At 69.6% G+C, this 26,408-nt stretch carries 25 protein-coding genes and 1 pseudogene; 11 read left to right on the forward strand and 15 right to left on the reverse strand.

All coding sequences use genetic code 11. From position 1 onward, the window contains the following. Nucleotides 1–46 precede the first annotated feature (46 nt). The 9 genes from F4560_RS00005 to F4560_RS00045 all read left to right on the forward strand — a co-directional run bounded on the left by F4560_RS00005 (nt 47) and on the right by F4560_RS00045 (nt 5,337). The gene (locus F4560_RS00005; RefSeq protein WP_184914414.1) at nt 47–334 is read left to right on the forward strand and encodes a transposase; all 288 of its coding nucleotides are present in this window, start codon (nt 47–49) and stop codon (nt 332–334) included. Next, nucleotides 331–750, forward strand: coding sequence for an IS3 family transposase (locus tag F4560_RS00010; protein ID WP_184914417.1), 420 nt, complete (start codon nt 331–333; stop codon nt 748–750). The genes F4560_RS00005 and F4560_RS00010 overlap by 4 nt, the downstream gene beginning before the upstream one ends. 290 nt (nt 751–1,040) lie before the next feature. Continuing rightward, nucleotides 1,041–2,267, forward strand: coding sequence for an IS110 family RNA-guided transposase (locus F4560_RS00015; protein WP_184914420.1), 1,227 nt, complete (start codon nt 1,041–1,043; stop codon nt 2,265–2,267). Nucleotides 2,268–2,285: 18 nt separating this feature from the next. After that, nucleotides 2,286–2,582 carry a DDE-type integrase/transposase/recombinase gene (locus F4560_RS00020; RefSeq protein WP_281392026.1) on the forward strand — a complete coding sequence of 99 codons (297 nt, stop codon included), beginning with the start codon at nt 2,286–2,288 and terminating at the stop codon, nt 2,580–2,582. 203 nt (nt 2,583–2,785) lie between these two features. Continuing rightward, nucleotides 2,786–3,094, forward strand: coding sequence for an IS110 family transposase (locus F4560_RS00025; protein WP_184914425.1), 309 nt, complete (start codon nt 2,786–2,788; stop codon nt 3,092–3,094). Nucleotides 3,095–3,136: 42 nt separating this feature from the next. Further along, complete coding sequence (locus F4560_RS46425) at nt 3,137–3,505, forward strand: Hint domain-containing protein (RefSeq protein ID WP_376775408.1); 369 nt, start codon at nt 3,137–3,139, stop codon at nt 3,503–3,505. Next, nucleotides 3,415–3,801, forward strand: coding sequence for an intein-containing protein (locus F4560_RS00035; RefSeq protein WP_184914431.1), 387 nt, complete (start codon nt 3,415–3,417; stop codon nt 3,799–3,801). Before F4560_RS46425 ends, F4560_RS00035 begins: the two co-directional genes overlap by 91 nt. Before the next feature lie 98 nt (nt 3,802–3,899). Further along, nucleotides 3,900–4,535, forward strand: coding sequence for a hypothetical protein (locus tag F4560_RS00040; protein WP_184914433.1), 636 nt, complete (start codon nt 3,900–3,902; stop codon nt 4,533–4,535). 175 nt (nt 4,536–4,710) lie between these two features. Next, a complete protein-coding gene (locus F4560_RS00045) occupies nt 4,711–5,337 on the forward strand; it encodes a DUF4265 domain-containing protein (RefSeq protein ID WP_184914436.1) in 627 nt (208 codons plus the stop codon). 251 nt (nt 5,338–5,588) lie between these two features. Here F4560_RS00045 and F4560_RS00050 read toward each other — a convergent pair whose 3' ends face one another. From F4560_RS00050 to F4560_RS00070, 5 genes and pseudogenes are all read right to left on the reverse strand, one after another. After that, nucleotides 5,589–7,454: a glycoside hydrolase family 15 protein gene (locus F4560_RS00050; RefSeq protein WP_221483262.1), complete on the reverse strand. Its 1,866-nt coding sequence runs from the start codon at nt 7,452–7,454 to the stop codon at nt 5,589–5,591. Then, complete coding sequence (nhaA, locus tag F4560_RS00055) at nt 7,447–8,703, reverse strand: Na+/H+ antiporter NhaA (RefSeq protein ID WP_221483263.1); 1,257 nt, start codon at nt 8,701–8,703, stop codon at nt 7,447–7,449. Before nhaA ends, F4560_RS00050 begins: the two co-directional genes overlap by 8 nt. Nucleotides 8,704–8,939: 236 nt before the next feature. Then, nucleotides 8,940–9,205: pseudogene (locus tag F4560_RS00060) on the reverse strand (magnesium transporter); the annotation flags it as partial. 568 nt (nt 9,206–9,773) lie between these two features. After that, nucleotides 9,774–10,043, reverse strand: a complete 270-nt coding sequence (locus tag F4560_RS00065; protein WP_184914439.1) for a hypothetical protein — start codon at nt 10,041–10,043, stop codon at nt 9,774–9,776. A gap of 662 nt (nt 10,044–10,705) precedes the next feature. Further along, on the reverse strand, nt 10,706–10,897 hold the full coding sequence (locus F4560_RS00070; RefSeq protein WP_184914441.1) for a hypothetical protein: 192 nt from the start codon (nt 10,895–10,897) through the stop codon (nt 10,706–10,708). 393 nt (nt 10,898–11,290) lie between these two features. Between F4560_RS00070 and F4560_RS00075 the strand changes: the two genes are divergently transcribed. Continuing rightward, a complete protein-coding gene (locus F4560_RS00075) occupies nt 11,291–12,079 on the forward strand; it encodes an ABC transporter ATP-binding protein (protein ID WP_184914444.1) in 789 nt (262 codons plus the stop codon). A 3-nt stretch (nt 12,080–12,082) separates the two neighbouring features. Continuing rightward, complete coding sequence (locus F4560_RS00080) at nt 12,083–14,584, forward strand: ABC transporter permease (RefSeq protein ID WP_184914447.1); 2,502 nt, start codon at nt 12,083–12,085, stop codon at nt 14,582–14,584. Nucleotides 14,585–14,923: 339 nt separating this feature from the next. Here F4560_RS00080 and F4560_RS00085 read toward each other — a convergent pair whose 3' ends face one another. From F4560_RS00085 to F4560_RS00130, 10 genes are all read right to left on the reverse strand, one after another. After that, nucleotides 14,924–15,580 carry a response regulator gene (locus tag F4560_RS00085; RefSeq protein WP_184914449.1) on the reverse strand — a complete coding sequence of 219 codons (657 nt, stop codon included), beginning with the start codon at nt 15,578–15,580 and terminating at the stop codon, nt 14,924–14,926. Beyond that, entirely contained in the window at nt 15,568–15,915 is a 348-nt protein-coding gene (locus F4560_RS00090) for a sensor histidine kinase (protein ID WP_221483264.1), read from the reverse strand. Before F4560_RS00090 ends, F4560_RS00085 begins: the two co-directional genes overlap by 13 nt. Before the next feature lie 538 nt (nt 15,916–16,453). Continuing rightward, a complete protein-coding gene (locus F4560_RS00095) occupies nt 16,454–16,999 on the reverse strand; it encodes a pentapeptide repeat-containing protein (protein ID WP_184914452.1) in 546 nt (181 codons plus the stop codon). A 14-nt stretch (nt 17,000–17,013) separates the two neighbouring features. Beyond that, on the reverse strand, nt 17,014–19,941 hold the full coding sequence (locus F4560_RS45900; RefSeq protein WP_184914455.1) for a polymorphic toxin type 28 domain-containing protein: 2,928 nt from the start codon (nt 19,939–19,941) through the stop codon (nt 17,014–17,016). 505 nt (nt 19,942–20,446) lie between these two features. Then, a complete protein-coding gene (locus tag F4560_RS00105) occupies nt 20,447–21,562 on the reverse strand; it encodes an ABC transporter permease (protein WP_184914458.1) in 1,116 nt (371 codons plus the stop codon). Continuing rightward, complete coding sequence (locus F4560_RS00110; protein ID WP_184914460.1) at nt 21,562–22,455, reverse strand: ABC transporter ATP-binding protein; 894 nt, start codon at nt 22,453–22,455, stop codon at nt 21,562–21,564. Before F4560_RS00110 ends, F4560_RS00105 begins: the two co-directional genes overlap by 1 nt. A gap of 60 nt (nt 22,456–22,515) precedes the next feature. Next, nucleotides 22,516–23,202, reverse strand: a complete 687-nt coding sequence (locus F4560_RS00115; protein ID WP_184914463.1) for a response regulator — start codon at nt 23,200–23,202, stop codon at nt 22,516–22,518. Next, nucleotides 23,199–24,479 (reverse strand): sensor histidine kinase, encoded by a 1,281-nt coding sequence (locus F4560_RS00120; protein WP_184914466.1) that lies wholly within the window; start codon nt 24,477–24,479, stop codon nt 23,199–23,201. Before F4560_RS00120 ends, F4560_RS00115 begins: the two co-directional genes overlap by 4 nt. 532 nt (nt 24,480–25,011) lie before the next feature. Further along, nucleotides 25,012–25,506, reverse strand: a complete 495-nt coding sequence (locus F4560_RS00125) for a hypothetical protein (RefSeq protein WP_184914469.1) — start codon at nt 25,504–25,506, stop codon at nt 25,012–25,014. Next, nucleotides 25,503–26,069 carry an RHS repeat-associated core domain-containing protein gene (locus F4560_RS00130; protein ID WP_312869829.1) on the reverse strand — a complete coding sequence of 189 codons (567 nt, stop codon included), beginning with the start codon at nt 26,067–26,069 and terminating at the stop codon, nt 25,503–25,505. The genes F4560_RS00125 and F4560_RS00130 overlap by 4 nt, the downstream gene beginning before the upstream one ends. Nucleotides 26,070–26,408: the final 339 nt, after the last annotated feature.

Genomic DNA, 26,408 nt, shown 5'->3' on the forward strand with positions numbered 1-26,408 from the left:
CCGGACACCCTGATCCCAGACAGCGGTCTGGGGAAGGATGTCCCTCGTGTCAGGCAAGTCGAAGTACCCCGAGCAGTTCCGCAAAGACGCCGTCGAGTTGGCCCGCTCGTCGGACCGGCCGTTGCGGCAGGTCGCCCGCGAGCTGGGCGTGAACCACGAGACCCTGCGCAACTGGGTCCGCACCGCCGAACAGGCCCAGCCCGGGCCCGTGGACACGGCGGCGGTGGACCAGGAGGAGCTGCGGGCACTGCGCAAGCGCGTCGCGGAACTGGAGTTGGAGAAGGACATCCTGCGCAAAGCCGCCGCGTATTTTGCCAAGGAGATGGGTCGTTGACCCGCAGCTACCGGTTCATCTCCGAGCACCGCGCCGTCTTCGGCGTCACCCGGCTGTGCAGGGTCCTGCGGGTGCGGCGTCCGGGCTTCTACGAATGGCTCGCCGCCGCCCAGACCAGGGCGGAGCGAGCCGCGGACGACGAGCGCCTGGCCGCCGAGATCGGCGAGGTCCACGCCGATCACCGGGGTGCCTACGGGCGACCGCGGATCGTCGCCGCGCTGCGTCATCGCGGCCGCCGGGTCAACCACAAGCGGGTCGGTCGGGTCATGCGCGAACGCGGGGTCGTCGGTCTCACCCGCAGGCGGCGACGGTCACTGACCAGGCCAGACGTGGCCGCGGCACCGGTTCCGGACCTGATCGGCCGGGACTTCACCGCCCCGACCCCGGGGAGGCGACTGGTCGGCGACATCACCTAATGGGTGGGTGAGACCTGCGGCGATGGATCGTCTGTGGGTCGAGCGATTGGCAGGTGTCCACTGAGATATCACCGACCCGAGGTCTGGGAGGGTGTGCTCGTCGAGCCGCTGACGGGTGACCACTCCTGTTCCACCGACCATGAGGTCTCTAGGTAGACGGTGGCCCTGCCAGTCGCTGGGCTTGCAGCCGGCTGGTGAGGTGTCGTGCCTCGAGCACTGTCCATTAGGTCGCCGCGCAGGCCCTCGGGCTCGTCACACCCTGTCCGCGATCACGACCCCCGAAAGGGCACATGACGATCACCTGCGGGATCGATTGGGCTGAGGGACACCACGACGTCGCCTTGCTCGACGCCGACGGCCGGCGGATCGCGAAGTTACGCATCGACACCGGCCTGACCGGATTCACCGAGCTGATGACACTGCTCGCCGAGCACGCGACCGACCCGACCAGCGTGTCGGTCGCGATCGAGACCGACAAGGTGCTGATCGTCGCGGCACTACGCGCTGCCGGGTTCGACGTCTACGCGATCAACCCCCGGGCGGTGGCCCGCTATCGGGAACGGTGGGGCCAGGCGGGCGGGAAATCCGACCGCGGTGACGCCCTAGTGCTGGCCAACGTGCTGCGCACCGACCGCCACCTGCACCGGCTACTACCCGCGACCAGCGAGACAGGACGAGCGGTCAAAGTCCTTGCCCGCCAACACCAGGAGGCGATCTGGGTCAGACAGGCGACGGTGAGCCGGCTGCGTTCCCTGCTGATCGAGTACTACCCCAACGCCCTGACCGCCTTCCCGATCCTGACCCACCACGCGGCGTTGCACGTCCTGGCTGCCGCGCCGACGCCGACGGCCGCGGCCAGGCTGACCCGAACACGGATGGCGACCCTGCTTCGCCGAGCAGGCCGTCGTAACGACCCCGGCCTTGCCGAGCGGATCGTCGCACAGCTGCAGACGCCGGCCCTGCGGCAACCGTCACCGGTGGAAGCCGGCTACGGTCGCGCCGTCGCGGCGCTGCTGGCCGTCGTGACCGTGATGCAAGTCGGTATCGCAGACCTCGAGGCCGCGTTGGCGACCGAACTCGGCCGGCACCCGACCGCCGGACTACTGCGCTCGGTGCCTGGGCTGGGACCGATCCTGGCGGCGCGCGTGCTCGGCGAGATCGGCGATGACACCACCCGCTTCGCCACCGCCCAGAACCTGCGTGCCTTCGCCGGAACCGCACCGATCACCAAAGCCTCCGGCAAGTCCACGGTGGTCCGCGCCCGCCACATCCGCAACCGGCGCCTGGGCGACGCCTGCCACTGGTGGGCCTTCGCCTCGATCACCAAGTCCACCGGCGCCCGAGCCCACTACGACCAACGCCGCGCCACCGGCGACAGCCACAACGCCGCCCTACGCAACCTGGCCAACAAACTCCTCGGCCGCCTCTGGTGGTGTCACACCAACAACCAACCCTGGCGCGAAGACGCAGCCTGGCCGCAATCACAACCACCAAACAAACCCCCACTTGACACCTGACCCGCGTGAGGTGTCTACCTGCCCACGCGGGAGGGCTGGCTCTACCTGGCCACGGTGATCGACCTGCACAACCGCGAGGTCATCGGGCACGCGATGGCGGAGCACATGCGCGCCGAACTGGTCCGCGACGCCCTCGCCCTTGCCGTCCGACGCGGTCTGACCAGCGACGATGTGATCTTTCACGCCGATCGCGGGACTCAATACACCTCTGGGCTGTTCCGCTCCGCGCTCGCTGGTCACGGCATGCGGCTGTCGGTGGGGCGGACCGGGTCGTGCTTCGACTGTGAGACTGGTAGTTGCCACCAGGCGGCCTGACTCCTGTTTACGACTGACCCCGCAGTTCGGGTGTCCTTGCTGTTGATCTGTCGTCCGCCTGGTGGTGCACCACCCAGTGGTGCCGGCCGGACGGGCAGTGACCTCATAGGAGCCTGATCGCAGCAGGTCCCGTCACAGTCCCGTCCACCCGACCGGCCGGCGTCACGAACCCCGTGTCCCCGGTCCCGGAGGTGGAGCCCGCGATGCCCAGTGTGGAGCGCGATCCCAGGTTGCGTCGAGTCGTCATCGGCGTCGACACCCACAAGCACATTCACGTCGCCGTCGCCCTGGACGACATCGGCGGCCGCCTCGACACCCGGTCCTTCCCCGCCGACCAGGACGGCTATCGGCAACTGCTGGACTGGGCCGCCGGGTTCGGCGCGAAGCGGCTCGTGTTCGGCATCGAGGGCACCGGCTCCTACGGCGCTGATCGCGCTGGCGTGCTCGCAGCCGCCGGCGGGGCATGCCTGTGGGGTGTCAAAAGCCAGCTACGTGGTCTGACCTGCGGTTAGGCTGCCGTGGGTTCGTACTCGTTGATGAGGCCGCCGGTGTTGATGGCCGACGGATCGACCAAGCCGATCTCCGAAGTCGACATCGGCGACAAGGTCAAGGCAACCGACCCGACCACCGGGGAAACCACCGACCGCGACGTCGTCGCCACCATCGTCCACACCGACGAAGACGACATGACCCGCCTCAGCGTCGAGTCGGAAGACGGCACGACCGGCACCGTGGACGCGACGTCATGGCACCCGGTCTGGGTCGACGCCGAAGGCCGCTTCGTCAACATCGGCGACCTCAAACCCGGCCAGCACCTCACGTCGGCGGCACCTTGCCGACGGTCACCGCCGTCGACCGCTACACCCACTTCGAACCGGTCTACGACCTCACCATCGACGGCGTCCACACGTACTACGTGTTAGCAGGGCATGCCCCGGTCTTGGTGCACAATTGCGGCCCTGGTGGGGCACCTCGAACTTCAGACGGCAAGTATGCGAAGCGCGACGGCGAGCCAGGTCGGCATGGTGCAGGTCATGAGCAGGAGGTCTGGGACCTTCTTGAGGGCGAGGGCTACGACGTGATCCGCGGTGAAGTTCGCGTCCAAGGCGGCTGGAGTGGCGGTGTACGGATCTATGACGGAGCCATCCAGACTCCTAATGGCCTGATCGGCGTTGAAGCCAAAACCGACGGTCGCATACGTACCAGTCAGAGAGCCTAGGATGCCTGGATCAACACACCTGGCAATACAGGTGAAGTGGTCGGCAGGAATAACAGGGGTGCGAGTGTGATCGGAACCGTCATTGTGCAGATATTCCGGTGATCACGGACCGGGCAACCGCTAAACGGTCACTGGATGCAGCGCTTTCCGAGGAGGTTGATACCCCCGCAGCCGAATACGGCTTCCGTCGCCGATCAAATACTCTGGCGTATCGGCGCTCCGTCAAGAACGGACACCAACGACTGGTGTTTGATTTTGACTTGCACCCGCGGTATGCGAGGGACGGAATTCTGATGTTACCTTATGGAGAGGTCACGTTTCCCGAAGTGATGGAACTGACCGTGAAACTGGACCCTCCCCGGTATGTGTCCCGCGACTTCACCCTACGTTTCGACCTGCGAGAGTTCGCCGTGGGATCCAGGCGGGAACTCCTCGTCCGAGGTGATGAGGATTCGGTGGGTGTGGCGGGGTGGGTTGGCAGCTTGCTGAATGGGAAGCTTGGAATTCTGTTCGAAGAGTTGAACTCTCCGTCCTCGTTCATCGCGTGGGCGCATGGCGATCGAGGCGGTGTCGGAATCGATAATCATGGCTGGGTCGCAGTTGCGGCGGCTCACCTTTGGCTTGATGATCCAGCAGGGGCTTTGGCAACGCTGGCGACCCGTATCGATCCGGACGATCCCAACAACAAGAGGTATCTGAAGGCTTTCGAATTGGTCCGTTCGGCGAATGGATGACGGCGCTCCATTTCACATCCTGTCGTCCCGGCGACCAATTACAAAGTAAGGATGGCGTGTCGCCAACAACACCACCAGCGTGACCTTCGCGAGCAATGCGTGATCTTGGCACACTCCGGGTGGGAGCATATGAGCATGCCGCTGGGAAGCAGATCGAAACCCCGGCGATCAGGAAGTGGCTCGCGGCGCACCCGAGGTTCCACGTGCACTTAACCCAACCGGCTGGTCGTGGATCAACCAGGTCGAGCGCTGGTTCGGATTCCTCACCGACCGGATAACCACCCGATTGGCGAACGGCACGACCAAGCCGATCGCCGAGGTGAGAGTCGGCGACAAGGTCAAGGCAACCGACCCGTCAACCGGCGAAACCACCGACCGCGAGGTCGTCGCCACCATCGTCCACGACGACGAAGACGATATGGCACGCCTGACCGTCCAGTCGGAAGACGGCTCCACCGGCACCATCGACGCCACCTCCTGGCACCCGGTCTGGATCGACACCGAAGGCCGCTTCGTCAACATCGGCGACCTATCGGAGTCCGGACATTCGACGGTGCGTGTCATCATCAAGGATGATGACGCAAAGGAGATGGTCGGCGCCCTGCTCCGCAGGTTCGGGTGCTCATGGGAGATCGATAGGGCCGGGTACTTGTGGGCAATCGACGTCCCATCACACGTCGATTACGCTCCCATGAAATCCGCTCTCCTCCACATTGCCGATAATGGGAATATCGGCATCGAGAAAAGCGCCCTGGCAAGGGCTCACCGCCACCGGGTCGACTCGTTCGGTTCTGATCACTGAATGCCCTGTGAGAAGCCCCCGCGCGGGATTTGCCCCGGAGGGGTCCGGCATGGTCGACAATGCCAGGGCATCCTGCTGCCAAAGTCGCTGGGTGGCGACGGCAGAGTGGCGGCGAACATCGTCCGGCCCTGATGGAGTCACTTCTTCACTTGGCACCTCAAAGGTGATGGAAGTGGGGTTCCCTGAACCGCCCGGGTTCGATAGAGACTCGATCAGTTGACTGCGCCAGCCGCCGAAGATCAGCAGCGTGGTCATCCCGTGCTCCCTCGCGGGCCGTGTTCGCGGCTGTTGAGTCTGCGGGTGAGGTTGATGCCTGAGGAGATGACGCCGATGTGGCTGAACGCCTGCGGGTAGTTGCCGAGGAAGGCGCCGCTGGCGGGGTCGATCTCCTCCGGCAGCAGGCCCAGGTTCCCGGCACGCGCGCAGAGCGAGCCGTAGAGCTCCAGCGCCCGGTCGAGTTCACCTTGGGCAGCGAGGTTGTCCACCAGCCAGAAGCTGCACAGCAGGAACGCGCCCTCGTGACCGGCCAGTCCGTCGGGCGATCGCTCGTGCAGATAGCGGTAGAGCAGGCCGTCACCGGCGTCGAGGTGGTCGGCGACGGCACGGGTGGTGGCGATCATGCGGGGGTGGTCGGCGGGCAGGACGCGGCGCAGGGGGAGTGTCAACAGGCTGGCGTCGAGGCCGCCGCCGCCGAGTTGCTCGGTCAGCGAGCCCAGCTCGTCGTCCCATGCCTCGGTCAGGATCAGGTGCCGCAATGCCGCTGCCTCGGCCTCCCAGCCGTCCGCGTCGCCGGGCAGATCCTGCTTGCGGGCCAGACGGGCGGCGCGGTCGAGGGCGACCTGACACAGGGCCACCGAGTAGGTGAACGGGCGTCCTGGGCTGCGTACCTCCCAGATGCCGTGGTCGGGCTCGCGGGCCTTGGCCCGTGCGGTGTCGGCGAGCACCGCGAGCCGCTTCCACAGGTGGGGGTCCAGCTCACCACCCGCGCCTGACCACTGGTAGGCGCAGTCCAGGATCTCGCCGTAGACGTCGTTCTGGGTCTGCTCGGCGGCGGCGTTGCCCCACCGGACCGGTGTGGAGCGCCGGTAGCCTGCCAGCTCGGTGTCGATCCACTCGGTGGGTGGCTGTTCACCGTCGATGGTGTACATCACGCGTGCCACCCCGTCGCGCTCCACCGCGTCGAGCACCCAGCTGAGGAACTGACCGGCCTCGTGGGGCAGGCCGATGCGGCGCAGCGCGTACACGGTGAAGGCCGCGTCCCTGACCCAGGTGAAGCGGTAGTCCCAGTTGCGCTCGCCGCCGATCTCCTCAGGCAAGCTGGAGGTGGGCGCGGCGACGATCGCACCGTTGGGCAGGTGGTCGAGCAGCTTGAGGGTCAACGCCGACCGGCGCACCAGTGCGCCCTGCGGACCGTCGTAGTGGATGAGGTTGGCCCAGCGCCGCCACGCCTCGGCGGTGTCCCGCAGCACCCCGCCGCGACCCCGGCGCTCCTGCCGCGCCGAGCCGGGTGCCCAGCGCAGCACCACGTCGACCTGCCGGCCCGCGTCCAGTTCGACCACCTCGTCGAGGGCCAGGGGCTGCTCGACGGACAGGTGCAGTTCGACGTCGTCGCGGCCGTGGGGGCACAGGCGCCAGCCGCCACCCGAGCGGCTGACTCGCGCGCCGCCCCGCAACTCGACCCGGGGGCGCAGCGACACCCGCCCGGACAGCACCCGGACGCGGCGTAGCAGCTCGCCACGACCGGGTGAGGTCTCCTCCTCCAGCCTGGCGTGCGGGTGTAGCAGGAACGCGTCGGTGATCGCGGCCACGCCTGTGGCGGTGCGCACGGTGGTCACCACCACCCCGGTGTCGGTCAGGTACGACTGATCCGCCTCGACCACCTCCTGCGCCAGCAGGCTGATGACGCCGCCTCGTTCGGGGTCCAGCAGCCCGCAGACCAGCGGCGCGGAGTCGAACCGGGGCACGCAGAGCCAGCTGATCGCCCCGTCACGCCCCACGAGGGCGCAGCCGTGGCCGTCGCCGATCAGGGCGTGGTCGGCGATCGGCAGGTAGCCGTCCTGACGCCGCAGCGGTCGCAGGTCCGTGCCCGCCCGCACGATCTCGTCGAACTCATCCACCGCCGTCTTCCTCCTTCTCCGCGGTTCGGGCCGGTCCGTGTGCGGCGGTGGCGCTCCGCCTCGTGAGGCCGATCAGCAGGCCGCTGCCGAGGACGGCGGCCACGGCGCTGGCGGCGAAGATGCCCACCTTGGCATGGGTGATCAGCACCGGGTCGGTGTAGGCGAGGTCGGCGATGAACAGCGAGACGGTGAACCCGATCCCGGCCAGCGCCGCCACGCCCCAGACCAGGCGCATCGGCATCCCCGTTGGCAGGGTGCCCAGGCGCAGGCGCAGCGCCAGCCACGTCACGCCGCCGATGCCCACGACCTTGCCGACGAGCAGGCCGACCAGGACCCCCCATGCCACCTGGCTGCCCACCGCGTCGCCCAGGACCCCGCCCCGCAGGTCCACCCCGGCGTTGGCCAGGGCGAACAGGGGCACGACGGTGAAGGCGGTGATCGGGTGCAGGTTGTGCTGGAGGGAGTCGAGGACACCGCGGCCGTCCACCGGCCGCGCCGGAGTCATCAGGCCAAGCACCACGCCCGCGATGGTGGCGTGCACACCGGAGTGCAGCGTCGCGTACCAGACGAACAGCCCCACCGGGACGTACGCCGCGACCGAGGCGACACCCGCCCAGCGCATCACCGCGACCACGACCAGAGCACCCACCGCCGCGAGCAGCCACCCCCCGTCCAGCGCGTCGGTGTAGACCACCGCGATGATCCCCACCGCGATGATGTCGTCCACGATCGCCACGGACAGCAGGAACAGCTTCGCCCCGGCCGGGATGCGCGATCCCAGCACCGCCAGCACGCCCACCGCGAACGCGATGTCGGTGGCCAGCGGGATGCCCCATCCCCGCCCCTCCGGCCCACCGCCGACCAGCAGCAGGAACAGCAACGCCGGGAGCAGCACACCGCCCAGGGCGGCCAGTGCGGGCAGCGCCGCCGCGCGCCGGTCGCGCAGCTCCCCCACCACCAGCTCGCGCTTGATCTCCAAGCCGACGACGAAGAAGAACAACGCCATGAAGCCGTCGTTGACCCAATGCCGCAGGTCCTCGGTCACCGCCACGGGACCGGCCCCCACGGTCAACCGGAAGTTCCACAAGCCCTCGTAACCCGCCGCCGCAGGGCTGTTGGCCCACACGAGCGCCGCCACCGTGGCCATCAGCAGCACAACACCGCCCGCGGCCTCGTCGTGGACGAACCGCCGCAGCGGGTTCACCAGGCGCTGCGCCAGACCGGAACCGACTTCGCGGTCGTCGGCCAAGATCCCTCCCCGCTGATCGACCTCTTTCGAGGACGTCCGCACCCGGACGCGTTCGACGATCTCGGGATGGTGTAGCCGTGAGTCCGGGTCTCAACCGCGTCGAGCACCACATATCCCCCTGAAGTGGACTCGCCTCCAGGTGCACGGCATCTCGCCCAATGCTCCGGCGACGCAGTGGCCACCTGCTCGCTCGATTCGTCCCTGCACCGAGAGCACGGCGCCGGCGATGAGGAAGAGATGATCAACCCGGTGGCGTCGACGAGGGTGGTGACCGGGGGTGCGGAGATGACGGCGGGGTCGATGCCGACGCGTTCGGCCATCAGCGGCGTGGTGGCGCGATCGTGGCAGACCAGGAACAGATCAGCACCAGGGACAGAGTGACGGCGACGGCGACCGGGAAGTCGACCAGGAGGGTGCCGACGACGAGACCGACCGCGGCGAGCATGGTGCCGAGGAGCAGACCGACGCGACTTTCGCCGTCACCACGACGGCGCCGATCGCGCCTATGACCGGATCGGCGCGCACGACCACCGGATGGAGCACCGGACCTCGTGGGGCACCGACCCGACGGTAAGACACGGCACCTAAAGCGTTCACGGTCGACGGGCTCAGCACGACCGCCTGTACGAGCAGGTTTGACACCGATGGCGTCGGCTTCGAGTCGCGCACGCCGGCACGGATGGCCATCGATCGGCCGGCTGTTCCGAACCGTGTCGGCCAGGCGGACGTGCTGCGCACGCGGACCGCACTCCGCAGGAGACCAACGGGAATGGGACTGAACTGGGGACTGACATTTCCGCCCTGATGCCGGCCCTTCAACGGGAACAGGACTGACCTGCGGAAACGCTTGATCATTTTGGTGCCCCCGGCGGGAGTGCCAAAGGATGGGAACAGGGCTGACCAGCGGGTTTATCGCGGCAGCCTGGTGGTCGAAGACCGCTTTAGACTCCAGCATTCCGGGTGAGTAACTAGCGGTGGGTGGAGCGTGACCAAACCGCCCACCGCCTACCTGCTGCTCGGCTCCAGTGCACCCTGCCGGGACCGGATCGCAACAACAGCAGCTTCGTCTGCTAGCGGTGATGCGCCGATCTACCGCAACAGTCGTGATCGATGTGGATCGTGCTGAGCCGTGCCTTCTTGGAGCAGCCGCGGTGAGAGCAGGTCGTGTAGCCGGCGCTGCACCAGTCCCCATGCCGGTAGCCGCCGACCATGTGGGCGGCCTCATCCTGCTCGGTCCCGTACCGGATCCACTCGTCGACGGTCGGGCCGGGGACCTCGGCCGAGGACTTGGTGGTGTCTGGGCGACGTTTGGGGAATCCCAGCGCGTTCGTGATCGACATCGGCGGCCCTCTCGGGTTAGTTGGTTCAACGATAAGGGGCGGCGGCATGCCCTCCTGGCGATCGGTGATCCCGGTGCGTGCCGCCGCCCTGGCCGGACCTCGGGGAGGGCGCCAACCTGCGCGAGATTGTTGTGCGGAGGGCCGGACCTCGGGCGGGAGTACCAAGGATGGGAACAGGCCTGACCAGCGGATTCGTACCGGCAGCTTGGTTGTGGAGGCGCGCTTCGCGCTGGCGCGGCCGGATGTGCCAGGAGGCGGCGGAGGGTAGGTGCTGACCCGCTCGGTAAGACCAGTCGTTACGGACAGGCCTTAGCTTCGCGTGCCATGAACGTCCGCTTCTGCCGGAAGGCGGACGTTGCAGGTTGAAGTCGAGGACGGGTCGGCGACCCCGCCCGCGCGGCGCGGACCACACCGCAGTTCCTTGCGGACCTTCTTGTCCCCGGCGTCGCTCTCCGTCCATCCGGTATAGGCGACTTCCAGGACGATCGAGTCGATCCTGGAGACGATGTCCGGCACGATCTTGTGCAGGCCCCGTGGTGTGTTCTCCTCGACGATCTGTGTGAGCGCGCCGCGCTTCGGGTCGACGAGTGGCTCCAGCTCCTAGCTCTACGGCCACCCAGGCCTTCGTGGTGACCAGCCGTGATGAACGGGCATTGGCCGTTTCAGTTCCGCTGGTCTTCACGGTTCTTGCGGTAGCTGGAGAACAGCGTGATGCCGCTGGCGACGGCGATCAGTCCGAAAGCGGCGCTGATGTAGGGGCTCAGACCGAAGGCTTGAGTGGCAACGTTGGCCGCGACGCTACCCACCAGGACCGTCGCGAGCAGAGCTTGGCTGAGGGCGGGCGAGATGTTCATGACGAGGAAGTTAGTAGTGTTTGCCGGCGTCGCCGATACCGCTGGCTACCAGGTGTCGGGTAGAGCAGGCTGCACCTCGATTCTGTGCGCTGGTGCGATGAGTTCGAAGCGCAGCAGGACTTTGCTCGGTTCTGCGAACTCGTGTGCCGTCGGGATCGTGCGGACGCAGCAACGCGCCCGTGTCTGCCGCTGTGCCGACGACGGTGGCTGATGTCGCGCCGATGACGTCCGTGTCGTCGAATCCAGGCTGGGACTACCGCGGAGCAAGAGGTACAGCCTGCGCTACCGGAAGCCACCTGCTGCCTGGGTCGTTCCGGTGGCCGGGCGAGATTACCGTCCTGCCTGGGAAATCGACGAATAGGACCTCGGGTTTTTGTGATGTCAATCCATAATATGCAAGTTGACGGGTCTTCTGGTGCGGGCGTTGGCAGGCCCGGGCCGGCTGTGCGGGTTCAGGGCCTGAGAAAGGTCTACGGCACGGAACTGCAGGCGGTGACCGCCCTCGCGGGCGTCGACGCGATGTTCGAGCGCGGAACGTTCACCGCGGTGATGGGGCCGTCCGGTTCGGGCAAGAGCACGTTGTTGCAGACCGCGGCGGGTTTGGACCAGCCGACCGGCGGCCAGGTGTGGGTCGGCGACACGGAGCTGTCGCAACTGTCGGAGACGGAGCTGACGAAGCTGCGGCGGTCGAAGATCGGGTTTGTCTTCCAGGCGTTCAACCTCATCGGAGCGTTGACGGTGCAGGAGAACATCGTGTTGCCGCTGCAACTGTCGGGGAAACGCGCCGACGCCACCTGGGTGCGGCAGGTCGTCGATCGGGTCGGGTTGACCGACCGGCTGTCGCACCGGCCGTCGGAGCTGTCCGGCGGTCAGCAGCAGCGGGTCGCGATCGCGCGGGCGTTGGCGACGCGCCCGGAGGTCATCTTCTGCGACGAACCGACCGGTGCGTTGGACACCCAGACCGCGGCCGAGGTGCTGAGCCTGCTGCGTTCGGTGGTGGACGAGGCGGGGCAGACGGTGATCATGGTGACGCACGACCCGGTGGCGGCGTCGTACGCGGATCGTGTGATGGTGCTGGCCGATGGCCGGATCGTGCACGACATGCCGCAGCCGGGTGCGGAACGCATCGCGGAGCACTTGGCGATGCTGGGCCGCCGTCCGCGCGTGACGCAGGTGCGCTGACCGATGCTGAAGCTAGCCGCGAAGATGCTGCGCCACCGCAAGGGCAGCGCGGTCGCCACCCTGCTGGCCTTGACGGCCGGAGTCATGATCTTGATGTCGATGGGACTGCTCGTGGAGTCCGGCCTGCGGTTCGAGGCCGCGTCGCAGCGCTACGCCGCAACGGACGTCGTCGTCGCCAATCGCGACATCACGCTCACGACGAACGGCCAGGAGGCCACCGTACCGCTGCCTGAGGGAGGCACCGTCCCGGCCTCGATGGTCGAACGGCTCCGGCGGGTACCGGGCGTGGCCGGCGTCGTGGCGGACACGTCGGTGACGGCGATCCTGGCGAACGGCGGGGCCACCGGGCACGGGTGGAGCAGCACGGTTCTCACCCCCTACCAGCTGACCAAGGGTACCCAGCCGAACAACGACAACGAGGTCGCGCTGGACGAACGCGTGGCCGGCTCGGTGGCGCCCGGCGACGAGGTCCCGATCCTGATGGAGGGGACGGCACGCGTGTACCGGGTCAGCGGCCTCGTGCGCAACGCCGGTCCCCGGCCGGGCGCCGACGCGTCGCCCGCGGTGTTCTTCACCGACGAGCACGCGGCGGCCGTGTACCCGCGGAAGGGCCGGGTCGACGCCGTCGGCGTCATCGCTGAGCCAGGTGCCTCCAGCGCTGCACTGGTCGCCGACGTGCGCAAGCTGGCCACCGAGGCCGGTGTCAAGGCCCACGCCGGCGCCGAGCGCGGGCAGCTGGAACAGTCCGCGGACGTGGCGGCCGGCGCCATGCTGATCCAGCTCGGCGCCATCTTCGGTGGGTTCGTGGCGCTGCTGGTGATGTTCGTCGTGGTCGGAACCATCGGCCTTGCGGTCCGGCACCGGCGACGCGACCTCGCGTTGCTCCGGGCCGTCGCCGCGACTCCAGGCCAGATCGCCCGGTTGATCCTCACCGAGGTGGGGCTGCTCAGTCTGTTGTCGGTCGTGATCGGTGTGCCCTTGGGCTGGTTCGCCACTCGATGGCTGCGGGGGGAACTGGTCGACCGCGGGTTCATCCCGAACACGTTCCCGTTCAGCGGCGGTGCACTGACTGCGGCCGCCGTGGTGGGGGCGACAATGGCGGCGGCGGTGGGGGCCGCGCTGATCGCCGCCCGTCGGACGATGCTGATCCGCCCGACGGAGGCGCTCGGTGAGATCGCCGTGGAATCCAGTCGGAACAGCAAGATCCGCCTGTTCGTCGGGTTCGCCACCCTGGCGGGTGCCATCTACCTGACCACGCTCAGCACGACGCAGAAGGGGAACGCTGCCCTCGGCACCGCGCTCGGCATGCTGTTCGCGCTCGTCTTCGCGGTCGCCCTGCTCGCCCCCTGGATCAACCGGGTGGCCGCCCGCCTTCTCGGCCCGGTGCTGCGTGCGGTGTGGGGCGACAGCGGCTACTTGGCCGCGGCGAACCTGCGCGCCAACGCCCAGGGCATGGTCACCGTGCTGACCGCACTGGTGCTGACGGTCGGCCTCGGTGGCTCGATCTGGTTCCTCCAGGACAACCTGCAACGACAGACCGTCACCCAGAACCGCGCCGGGATGCTTGCCCAGCACTCCATGAGCTCCGCCACCAGCCTGCCTGAGACCGCCCTCGCAGAAATACGCGGGATTCCCGGCGTGGTGGCCGCCACCGGAGTGCGGAACACCTCGATCATCCTCGGCGGAGGCGGGGAAGGCGGCGGTGTGCAGGCGATCGATCCGGACGGCGTCGAGCACACCATGGACCTTCAGGTTCGCAGCGGCAGCCTGGCTGACCTGCGCGGGCCCGCCATGGCGGTGTCGACCCTGCAAGCCGATTCGAACGACTGGAAAGTCGGCGACCAGGCCGAGGTGTGGCTCGGCGACGGCACACCGGCCACCCTGCGCATCGTCGCGATCTACGACCGGGGCATAGGCTTCGGCGACTTCACCGTCACCAAGGACGTCATCGAGGGCCACACCGCCTCCACCGGCTACGAGCGGATCCTTGTCCGCGCCGAACCGGGCACCGACATCACCACCGCCCTGGCTGACGTCACCGACCGGCACCCCGGCAGCACCATGACGAACACGGCCGGGCTCACCGGCCGGCTTGCCAACGACCTGGCGCTGAGCGCCTGGTTGAACAAGCTGCTGATGGGCATGATGATCGGTTACGCCGCCCTGGCCGCCGCCAACACCATGGTCATGGCCGCCCTCACCCGTGGCCGCGAACTGGCTTCACTGCGCATGGTCGGCGTCACCCGGAAGCAGGTGAAAAGAATGGTCCACGCGGAACAGTCCGGCCTGCTCGGCGTTTCCCTGCTCATCGGCGGATCCATCGCCGCGCTCACCCTGGTATCAGTGGTGCGCACTCTCACCGGGCAGAGCGTTCCTTATGTCCCCACGCTGGGATGGGTGTCCATCATCGGCGGCACGGCGCTGCTCGCCCTGCTCACCACCATCCTGCCCATCGCACAACTGCTCCGGGTCCCACCGATCGCCGGCATCGGCGTCAAGGAGTGACGGTCACCGGGGACGGCAGACGTCCCTGATCCGGTTGAACGACAACCGAAGGGCGTGTCCGCACTGCGAGGACGCCCTTCGGTTGTGGTCGTCAAGCGTCCGGCCGGAGAGAGCGCTCGCGGCGGTCGAGCATCGAACAGCTGCGGTTGTTCCCCCACCGCTGCGTCACCGAGACGCGATGCTCAAGGCGGTGCTCACCGCCCATGCCGAAGACGGGGATGCTGCCCAAGCGCGAACACGGCTTGGCCGGGATCACCCGCCGCACACGCCGCACGACCGGAGCCGTATTCGTCCGGGCTGAGCCAGCCGAGTCCTTCTGGATGCGCTCGGTAAGCGGCGCTACCTCGGTTCGGTGCCTTGGAGGTAGCGCAGGACCGCGGTGACGCGTCGGTCGGCGCGGTCGTCGGGTGCGAGGTCGAGCTTGGCGAAGATGCTGCGGATGTGCTTGTGCACTCCTCCCTCGGTGATCACGAGCCGCTCGGCGATGGCGGTGTTGCCGAGTCCTTCGGCCATGAGCGCGAGCACATCCCGTTCCCGGGGGCTCAACCGGCCCAGCGCGCTGGTGTGCGGGTTGCGTGCCAGCAGCTGGCCCACCACCTCGGGGTCGACGGCGGTGCCGCCACCGGCCACCCGGTGCAGCGCGGTCAGGAATTCGTCGACCCGCCCCACCCGTTCCTTCAGCAGGTAGCCGAGCCGGTCGGCGCCGGTGGTCAGCAACTCGGTGGCGAACGCCTGCTCCACGTACGCCGAGAGCACGAGCACCGCGAGGCCGGGCCGGCGGCGGCGTGCCTCGACGGCTGCCACGATTCCCTCGTCGGTGTGGGTGGGTGGCATCCGCACGTCGACGATGGCGACGTCCGGCTCGTGCTCGGCCACCGCGGCCAGGAACGATCCCGGCGTGTCGGTGGTGGCCACCACGTCGAGCGACTCGGCGCGCAGCAGCAGCGCCAACCCCTCGCGCAGCAGCGGGTCGTCCTCCGCGATCACGATCCGCACGGCAGCTCCACTCGCATCGTCGTCGGCCCGCCGGGCGGGCTGTCCAGGGTGAATCGCCCGTCGTGCGCCTCGACCCGCCGGCGAATGCCGGACAAGCCCGACCCGCCGCGTTCGTCCGCGCCACCCCGGCCGTCGTCGCCGATCCGCAGCAGCAGCCGATCACCATCCCGGCACACCGCCACCACAGCGCTCGCGGCGCCGCTGTGCTTCGCCACGTTGGAGAGAGCTTCGGCCACCACGAAGTACGCGGTGGCCTCGACCGAGGCGGCGCAACGGCCCGGCACGTCCACCACCACCTCGCACGGCACACCGCAGCTGCCCGCGAGGCCGGCCACGGCGGTTGCCGCACCAGGGCCGCCTCACCATTCAGGCACTTGGCGTAGACCTTGTGCAGGACCTCCACCGAGTGCCCCGCCCACTCCGCCACTGTGGTCGACGGCACGCCCCGTTGAACCACGACACCGCAGCGTGCCGCAGGTCGTGCTCCAGTCCAAAGGAATCGGCATCAAGGCCGATGGCACGGTCGGCAGTGTCGTCTACGAGGACATCATCACGCGCCAACCCGACGGTTGGAAGATCAGCTACCGCAAGGTGACTGCCAGGCGATCGGCACTTGGCGACCACAAACCCGGTCCCCGCATGGCTCGGCGATCGATGCGCCGGCCGGCCATCTGTTCGCGTTCCCCGCAGAGGTTGTGGGATCTCGAATGCGACGGCGGATCTCGCGCTGGCAGGCAGTTGGCGGATACGTCATAGCGGCCAGGAATCCGCAGGCGAAGTCGAGTGTCGCAAAACGGTGAAGGCGAGTAGGAAACGACGCCCGAATGAGACTGATCTTGGTGATGTCCTGGTGAGACAAGCGGGAAACCCAGGTCAGCCGGCGAAGTCCCCGCGCCGTACGTCGTCCAGCACCGCACCCTCGAACCGGGTGCCGGTGAGGGTCGCGCCGAACAGGCTCGCACCCGTCAGGTCGCTTCGGGCGAAGTCCGCTCCGGTCAGGTCGGCCCCGGTGAACGCGGTGCCGCGCAGCCTGGCGTCGACGACGGTCGCCCCGGTCAGGTCGGCCATGGCGAGCAGTGCGCCACCGGCGTCCACGCCGGACAGATCGGCGCCCGCCAGGTTGGCGTGCGCGAGCGAGGCGTCCCGCAGCACCGCGCGCTCCAGACGGGCGGCCCCCAGGTCCACGAACTCCAACTCGGCGCCGGACAGGTCGACACCGGTCAGGTCCCGTCCCGCGCACGGCGCGGCGCGGAGGTCCCGGCCGTCGGTGTCCGCCACCTCCGGCAGCTCCACCAGGTGCGCCCGCCAGTCGCCGCCGGTCCGCAGGGCGGTCAGCGCACCGTCCAGCATGACCCTGCCCCGCTCGGTCAGCCAGCGCTCCCGGAGCAGGCGCTCCCGTCGACGCGTCTCGTCCAGCACGACATCTCCCCTGGTCAGCTACCGGGTGGCCATTCATGATACGGCGGGAACGAGCCGTGCCCGACCTCGTTGAGGAACCCGGCCAGCCGGTTGATCAGCCGGTTGACCTCGCTGAGCCGTTCCAACAGCACCGTCATGCCGCGCTCGGTCATGGTGTCGGGCGGGTTGTGGGCCTCGCGGGTCAGGGCCTCCCGCACCTTGAACAGGCCGTCGCACGCCTCTTGCAGGTCGCGGATGTGCGAGAACGGCCGTCCGTCGGACCTCCGCGCGACGACCTCACCCCGGGCTTCCCTCCGGGCGGCGCTGTAGTGGTTGTGGTTCGGTTCGCGGTTGATCTCGCCGACCGGGTTCCTCTTGAGGTTCTCCAACTTGGCGATGGCGTTCACGGCCTCCTGCCGCAGACCCAGCGACCGGTTCGGCACCGGCGGTTCCTCGACCACCGGCGGCTTCTCCGCCGGCGTCGGGGGCTCCTCGACGGGCGGCGGGCGCACCGGCGGCTCCTCCACCGGAGGCGGCCGGACGGGTGGTGGCGGCGGATCGACCGGTTTCGGCGAGGCCCGCAGGGACCGGACGATCCGGCCGCCGAAGAAGAGCACGAAGATCTGGAAGATGCCGCCGACCACCAGGTCGTACTGCTCCTGCGAGGACATCTCCCGGTTGCTGAAGAATCGCTTGCCCCGCGCGCCCTCGATGATCTGGGTGAGGCCGACCAGGCTGCCCACGCTCGCCAGCACGATCCCGGCGGTGACGCCCAACGTCTGCCAGAACCCCGACGTGGGCCCGTGTTCCGCCCGGTACGCCTCGGCTCTGGTGACGCACTCGTAGAGGAGCGCCCCGACCGCGAGCACCACGGCGGCGATCACCACCGCGGCGGTGAAGCTGATCGCGGCGACGATACCGAACTTGGCCAGGATCAGCGCGCCGACGAAGATCACCGCCGCGATGACCAGCGTGGCCAGGATCGCAGCGGCCAGGTAGAGCACGGCCTTGCCGATCGCGAGCAGCACCTTCTGCCACGCGGGCCGGTCGTACTCCTGCTCCGCCTCGGCTTCCGCGCGGGCCAGGTTGCCGTCCAGCGAGGCGAGTGCCGAATCGTTGTGCGCCAACGAATCCGTGACGCCGTCGGTGATCGTCGCGCGCGACCGGTCGTGGGTGGCGCCGACCTCGGCGACGGTCTTGCCGGACGTGTCGGCCAGCGCGGTCAGCAGCTGGTCGGCACTGCCCGTCGCCGCCTCCCGCCCCTGCCGGACCTGCCGGTCGGCCCCCTCCTGGACGCGGGCGGTCACCGTCGCCGTGGCCTGTCGCACGCCCGCCTGAGCCTGTTCGATCCCGCCGCGCGCCGTCCCCTCCAGCTCGGTCCCGGCCGTCCGACCCCGCACGATGACGGTGTCGAACTCCCCGCCCACGGTCGCGTCGAGCGCGTCCAGGGCGCCGATCGTCTGGGTGGCCACGCTGTCCACCGCGGTGAACCCGGAGGATCGACCGAGGGTGGCGAGCGCCGCGTCGTCCAGGCCGCGCAGCGCGAGGTCCGCGCCGTGCCCGGCCTGGTCCAGGGCCGCCCGTTCCACCGCGTCGACCTGGACAACGAGCCGCCCGCCCAGTTCGCGGGCGGTGGCTAGGGTGGCGGCCCGCAGGTCGCGGAGTTCCTGGACGGCCCGGGTCTCGATCGCGTTCAGGGCCTCGGTCGCGCCGGTCGCGCCGGTGTCCAGACCGTCCTGGACGGCCGCCCCGATGTCCCGGATGGCGTGCTGTCCGCCGGGCAGCGCCGCGTCGACCTCAGCGGCCACCTTGGTGGTCTGCTCGCCGATCCCGGCGGCGATCCGGTTCGCCTCGGTGAGCGCGAAGTCGGCGGCGGGCGGCGCGACCTGGCGCAGCTCGTCGGCCTGGGCGGTGCCGACCTGCCGCACCGCCTGGGCCCGGGCGGCGGCCCGGTCGGGGTCGGCATCGGTGATCGCGCCCACCCGGCCCTGGCCGCGCCGTGCGGCATCGGTCGCGTGCCCGGTCGCGGTGTCCCGGGCGCGCTGCGCCTCCGTCCGGCCCAGCTCGCGGGTCGCGGTCGCCTTGTCGGTGCCGGCCGCGCGCACGGTCGTGGCGTGGGCGTGCCCGTCGACGCCCAGCCGGGTGCTCTGCCCGGTCGTCGCCGTGGCGGCTTCGGCCCGGCCGGCGCCGATCGCGGTCCGGACGGCACCGGTCTGCTCGGCGATGTGGGCGCGCACCGCGGCTTCCGCCGCGTCGAACCCGTCGCTCAAGCGGGCAGTGAGGGCGCCGACCTCCTGGGTGGCGCTCTCCCGGCCGGCCGCCGCGCGCACCGCCACGGCCTGCCGCGCAGCGGACAGGGCGGCGGTGATCTCGCCCTTCTTCGCCGTGACGTGGGCGCGGAGCCGGGCGAGGGCGTTCCGCTGCCGGGGAGCGACCTCCACCGAGTCAAGGGCGTCGCCGTTGTCCGGCACGGGCGGCGCGGTCGGTTCGCGCGCGGTCCCCACGGGTGCCGGCGCGACCGCCGGCGCCGGGGCCTTGCGCTCCACCGGACCGGACGGCCGGGCAGGCTTCCGGGGCGGTGTGGCACGGGCCGGTTTCGGCGACTGGGGCGACTGGGGCGGCTGGGGTGACTTGGGCGGCGCGGGCTGGGGCGCCGGGGTGTACGGGGCGGGCTTGGCGGGCGGTGCGACGGGCGCCTCGCCACCGCGGAGCCGAGCCGGGAGCCGGTCGCCGAGTTCGGCCACGGCCCGCCGGCGCGTCTCCGGGTCGAGTGCCGCCAACTGCCGGCGCACCGCGCCCGTCCGGTCCTCGGGGTCCACCTGGAGCCGCGCCCGCAGCCGGGAGACGAGCGCCTCCTGCTCCGACCCCAGCGCCCCGGCGACCGCCGCGTTGCCCGCCGTGGCCTGCAACCCGAGCAGTCGGCGCACGGTCGGCGGTCCGCCCGGACTCGGGACGGTTCGCACCGGACGACCTGCGCGGGCGGGTTCCGGTAACCGGTCCGCGCCCTCGACATGTCCGCCCATGCAAGCCCGCCTCGATTTCTAGGTCCTCCGGGCAGGATGGCAACCGACCGGGTGCCCGACAACGGTCGCGGCGACGGCCAAACGGGCAGGAACCGCTGCCCTTCGCGGCACCGGTCGGCGCGCGGGACGCAACCCCGAACCGGGTGTGCTCCGTCCTGGTGTCAGCAAGCCGAACGCGTTGGTCACACCGAGGTAGGCCAGTCGGAGCAGCACAGCCGGTCATCATGCCGTGCTGGACGACATCACGCGGATGGCAACCGTGGCCCGTGAGCGCTTCGGGCACTCGGGCTACGTACGCCTTCTACCTGCGTGGATGAGGTTATCGGCATGCACAATGCCCTGCGCGGACAACAGCACCATCTGCGCCCGCCGCCACGTCACCACGCCGCCCGGAACAGGACCCGAGCGGCGTGTCACGTCAGGCCGAACGTTGCCTGATGCGGCACTAGGCCTCCCTGGACCACGCCTTGGAGAGGGCGAGCTTGCCGCCGGTGTGCAGCAGCGATCCCGAGTACACGCGGCTCGCCAGCAGCACGGTCAGCACGACCGTCCCGGCCAGCAACCCCATGGCCAGCAGCGGTTCCCACAGCGCCGCGTCACCGGCGAACAGTCGCACCGGCATCGCGATCGCCGACGAGAACGGCAGGAACGACAGCACGGTGAGCACGGTGACGTTGTCGGAGAAGAACATCACGCCGAAGTACGGTCCCATCACCAGGAGCATCACCAGGCCCATGCTCGAACCCAAGTCCTCCTGCCTGCTGACCAACGACCCTGCCACCGCCCACATCGCGGCCAGCAGCACGAAGCCCAACACCAGGAACGGCACGAACCAGCCCAACGCGGGCGCGACCAGCGCCAGCAGCTCCGAGTGGCCGCCCAGCCGCATCGCCACCGGCGCGGCCACCGCGATCACCAGCACCTGGCCGATCGTCAGCAGCGAGTGGCCCACGATCTTGCCCGCCAGCAGCGCGCGCACCGGCACCGTCGACACCAGGATCTCCACGATCCGCGTCTGCTTCTCGGTGACGGTGCTCTGCGCGATCGCCGTCCCGCCCATCCCGAACATGAGGAACAGCAACGCGAACACCATGATCACGAGCTGTCGCTGACCCTGGCCGACCTCGGCCGGGTCGAGCAGGTCGACCGGCGGCGCGGTGCGCAGCGCGGCCACGACGTCGGTCGGCGGGTCGGCCAACGCGACCACCCGGATGCCCGTGGCGGACTCGCCCGTGGTGTCCGGCACGACCGCCGCCTCCACCTCCTCCGACCGGATCAACGCCTCGGCGGCGGCCAGGTCCGCAACCTCGCGGACCTCAACACCGGTGTCCGTCAACGCCTCCGCGGCCTGCGAGCCGACCGTGGCCACCTTGGTCTCGCCGCCACCGAGCACGGTCGGCAGGATCGACATCGCGAACAACCCGACCACGATCACGCCGAGACCGATCCAGAACGCCTTGGCGCGCAGGAAGGTCTTCATCTCCCGCTCGGCGACCAGCCTGGTGGCCGCGGCGAACCCGCGCGACCCGCCGTCCCGCTCCCGCTCCGTCACACCGGTCATCAGATCGCCTCCATGAAGATCTCGCCGAGCGTCGGCACGACGGGGGTGAAGCTGCGCACGGAACCTCGGCGCAGGGCGGCTTCCAGGACCACCTGGTCCACCTGGTCCACTTCGGCGTCACCGTCCGGTTCGAACACCACGCGCGGGCCGTCGACGTCGACCACCCGGACGCCCGGCACGTCGCGCACCCACCCGGCGTCGGACGCCACCACCAGCTCGAACCGCGTGGTGCCGTACCGGGTCCGCAGCTCGTCCCGCGCGCCGCTGACCGCGATCCGGCCGCCGGAGATGATCACCACGTCGTCGCACAGCCGTTCCACCACGGACAGCTGGTGGCTGGAGAACAGCACCGGCACACCGCTCGCGGCCCGGTCGCGCAGCACCCCGAGCACCGTCTCGACCGCGATCGGGTCCAACCCGGAGAACGGCTCGTCCATGATCAGCATGACGGGGTCGTGCACCAGTGCGGCGGCGACCTGCGCGCGCTGCTGGTTGCCCAGCGACAGCTCTTCGAGCTTGTCCTTGGCCCGGTGGCCCAGTTCGAGCTGGTCGAGCAGGCGTTCGGTGTTGCGCCGCGCGGTGTCCTTGTCGAGGCCGTGCAGCTGCCCGAGCCAGGCGATCTGCTCGGCGACGGCCATCTTCGGGTACAGGCCGCGTTCCTCGGGCATGTACCCGAACCGCTGCCGCACCGAGCCCGTCACCGGCGAGCCGTGCCAGGCGACCGTGCCGCCGTGCGCGGCGAGGACACCGAGGACGATGCGCATGGTGGTGGTCTTGCCGGACCCGTTCGCGCCCAGGAACCCGGTCATGCGGCCGGGCCGGACCTCGAAGGACACCCCGTCGAGGACCTGGTGGTCGCCGAAACTCCGGCTCACCGACGTCACTGTCAACATGACCGCAACGCTAGGCCGCGCACGCCTCCGGCACGTCCGGCGCGAGATCGACTCCGGGGGTCATCCTCGCGGAGGACCCCCTTGGCCCGGTTCCACGATCCCGTGCTCGTAGGCGAACACGACGGCGTGCGTGCGGTCGCGCAGGCCCAGCTTGGCCAGGATGCGCGACACGTGCGTCTTCACCGTCGTCTCCCCCAGGTACAGCGCGCCGGCGATCTCCGCGTTGCTCGCGCCGCGCGCGAGGTGGACCAGCACCTCGAACTCGCGGTCGGTCAGCTCGGACGGCCGGCGCGCGGGCGTTGCCGGCGCCGGTCCGGTGAACCGGGCGATGACGCGCCGCGTGACCTCGGGCGACAGCAGGGCGTCACCCCGGGCGACGATCCGGACCGAGTCGACCAGGTCCTCGGGTGAGGCGTTCTTGAGCAGGAAGCCGCTCGCGCCCGCCCGCAGCGCCTCGAACAGGTAGTCCTCGCGGTCGAACGTGGTGAGGATGACGACCTTGATCGGGTTGCCCGCGCCTGCCGGGCCGAGGATGCGCCGGGTGGCCTCCAGCCCGTCGACGCCCGGCATCTGCACGTCCATCAGCACGACGTCCGGCTGGAGCCGGCCGACCACGTCCACGGCCTCGGCGCCGTCACGGGCCTCGCCGACCACCTCGATGTCGTCCTCGGTGCCGAGGATCACCCGGAAGCCCGCCCGCACCAGGTCCTGGTCGTCGGCGAGCACCACGCGCAAGGGGGTCGTCATGCCGGGAACCTCGCACGGACCCGGTACCCGGCGTCACGGCGGGGTCCGGCTTCCAGCTCGCCGCCGTGCACCGCGACCCGTTCCCGCATGCCGACCAGGCCGAACCCGGCGCGGCCCACCGACGTGCCCTTGGAGCCGCGGCCGTCGTCGGCCACCTCGACCTCCAGCGAGTTCTCCAGGAACCGCACCCGCACGTCCGCCTTGCGGGCGTCCGCGTGCTTCACCACGTTCGTCAACGACTCCTGCACGATCCGGTACACCGACAGCGCGACGCCCTCCGGCACCGGCCGGGGGTCGCCGTAAACGCCGTGCTCCACGTCGAGCCCCGCCGACCGCGCCAGTTCGGCCAGCTCGGACAGCTGGTCCAGGCCCGGTGACGACGTCTCACCCTCCTTGTCGCGGACCTCCTCCTGGTCGGCGCGCAGCACGCCCAGCAGCCCGCGCAGTTCGCCGATCGCGGTGCGCGCGGTGTCCTCGACGGTCCGCAACGCCTCGCGGGCCAAGTCGAGGTCGCGGTCGAGCACCCGCCGCGCCGCGCCCGCCTGCACGCCCATCACCGACACGTGGTGCGCGACGACGTCGTGCAGGTCACGGGCGATGCGGACGCGTTCGGCGACGATCGCGCCACGCGTGTTCTGCTCCTGCGACCGGCGCAGTTGCTCGGCGCGGTGCTCCAGCTCGGCCTGTCGGCGGGCTGATTCCCACGCCATGTCGCCGAAGAAGTACGAGGAGAGGAAGAACAGCAGGTTGAACCCGATGCCGTAGAGCACCGACGCGATCACCGGGTCCAGCGGACCGGCCGCTCCCTCGAACGACGGCGCGGGGCGCACCAGGAACCGCACCAGCCCGAACCCGAGCCAGGCGAACATCGCCACGATCACCGCGACCCGCGCCCACCGCGCCCGCGTCCGGTCCTGCCCCCACGCGCCGGCGCTGAACATGGCCAGGAACAACGCGACCGAGGGCACGAGGTTGTCGCCCACCTGTCGTGCCTGCGCCGCGATCAACAGCGCGCCGACCACGAGCAGCACGGCCACCGGGAACCGCCGTCGTGCCACCAGCGGCAGCGTCAGGGCCGCGCCCCAGGCGAGTTGCTCCGGCATCGACACCACGTCGTCGAACACCATCGCGCCCATGCTGTTGACCAGCACCGTCACCGCCGCCGCGCCCGCCAACGCCGCGAGCGCCAGCCAGACGTCGTGCCGCCGCTGGGCCGCAGTGGGGCCGGGACGCCGCCACTGCGCCCACACGGGCTCACGCGACCATTCGTCCGCCATGCCGAGAACGTAACCCGACCGGCGTTCGCCCAGCGCGCCCGACCACCACGGTCCAGCTGTGGTCACCGCGAGGCGTGGGAGGGTCGCGGGTGGTCACCGCCGAGCCGAACCCCGTGCTTGCCAAAGATGTAGTCCGGGCAGGTCAGGTGGCGTGGTGGTTACGCGTCCAGATCGTCGGCTGGCCAGTGGCCTGCGGGACGTTCCGTCGGCGATGCAGGCGTACCGCTCGCTCCATTGAGGACCGTCGTCCGGGCGGAGGCATGTCGGACCTGGCGACCCAGCTCCTTCGTTGGAACCACGAAAGTCGACTGGGGAGGACGACCTCCCGCCCATTGAGGAAGATGCATCTCACCGAGACCTGCGACGACCCATCGTTGTGGGATCGCCGCACTTGGTCGTGAAGGTGGTCACCACCGACGCGACCGTCACCGGACGTGCAAGTCCTCGGAGAACCGATGCCGAGCTCGATCGCCGCGAGCTGCTGCACACGGAGCACATCGTGGACGCCAGACACCTCCGTCGAACCACGCGGTCATCGGATCTTCGACTTGGCGGTGTTGCGCACTCGCTTGGTCCGGCCGACTTCGGCCAACACCTCCAGCACCGAAGGCCTGGTCAGGTTGTCGGCCACCTTGCGCTGCAACCAGTCCGACGCCTCTCGCAGTCGGTCGCGATCCGGTTCACCGCCCGCCACCAGATCCCGGTACAAGAGCCACTCGGCGACTCGGCGCGTCGGGAACTCGCGACCACCGAGCACCGGCAGCACCGCTTCCGCCCAGGTGTCGAAGTCCGGGTGTGACTCGCCCAATCGATCCAGGTGCCGCACGACGGCGGACACCGCCATAACCTGGTCCGGATCTCCGAGCACGCGCGTGATGACCTGGAGGTCGTCGGGTGGTGTGGCGTCCGCCAACGCACGCAGATACACCTCGTGCCGCACGTGTTCGTCGTGCACGCCCACGTTCACGTCCACGTCCTGGAGGCCGGTCGCCGCGACGAACTCCGGGAACCGATCGTGCTCGGTCACGACGACCCTCCTCCCGAGCCCTCGCAGGGTCGGTAGCGGCGCATGTCCCGGCGGATGGCGTTGCGGATCTCCCGGATGTGGTCGTCCACGACCTGCTGCTGCCTGCGTGACAACTCGGGGTCGCCCTCCAGCGGTTTGCCGTTCTGGCCGATCCGGGTTTCCGCGCCACCGCCCTTGACGTGGGCGTGCGGGGGAGCGTGGTCGTTGGAGTAGATCTGCACTCGCACGCCCCTGTCGTTGACGACCGTCCCGACCGGGCTGTCCTCGGTCAGACCTAGCGGGTCGAACCACGTGCCGGGGTTGCGGACGCAACTGTGCGGAGCGTAGCCGCCGCCGAGCCCCAGCGGATCGGCGGAGACGTACCTCGCGGTCCTGGGGTCGTAGAACCGGAAGTGGTTGTAATGCGGGCCGGTCTCCGCGTCGTGGTACTGGCCCGGGAAGCGCAGGGGCACCCGGTCGGCCTGGTCGGGCGTGATGCCCCACACCGTGGATCGGGCCCGCCACACCACGTCGCCCCGTGCGGAGAGCAGTTCGGTCGGCGTGCCGACCAGGTCGGTGACGATCGAGCGGACTGCTCATCCACGCGCTCCCGGTCCACGGGGACGCGCTCGACCTGCGTCACCGGCCGGTGGCTGTCGGGCAGGTAGTCCCACGTCGTGGTGCGGCCGGAGCGGGACTGCTCGACGAGCGTCTCGCCGTCCCGGGTGAAGTCCACCCGGTCGACCGGCGTGCTGGAGCCTTCGAGGATGTGCTCTTTCGCGATGCGCAGCCCCAGCGGGTCGTAGAGGTAGCGCCACGTGGAACCGTCCGGCGTGACGACCCGCACCAGGCGGTCGTCGCTGTCCCAGGTGTACCGCCATGTGACCGGGCCGTCGTGCCTGGTCACGAGACGACCCTGTGGG

It is taken from the genome of Saccharothrix ecbatanensis (genome assembly GCF_014205015.1).
Classification (GTDB): Bacteria; Actinomycetota; Actinomycetes; order Mycobacteriales; family Pseudonocardiaceae; genus Actinosynnema; species Actinosynnema ecbatanense.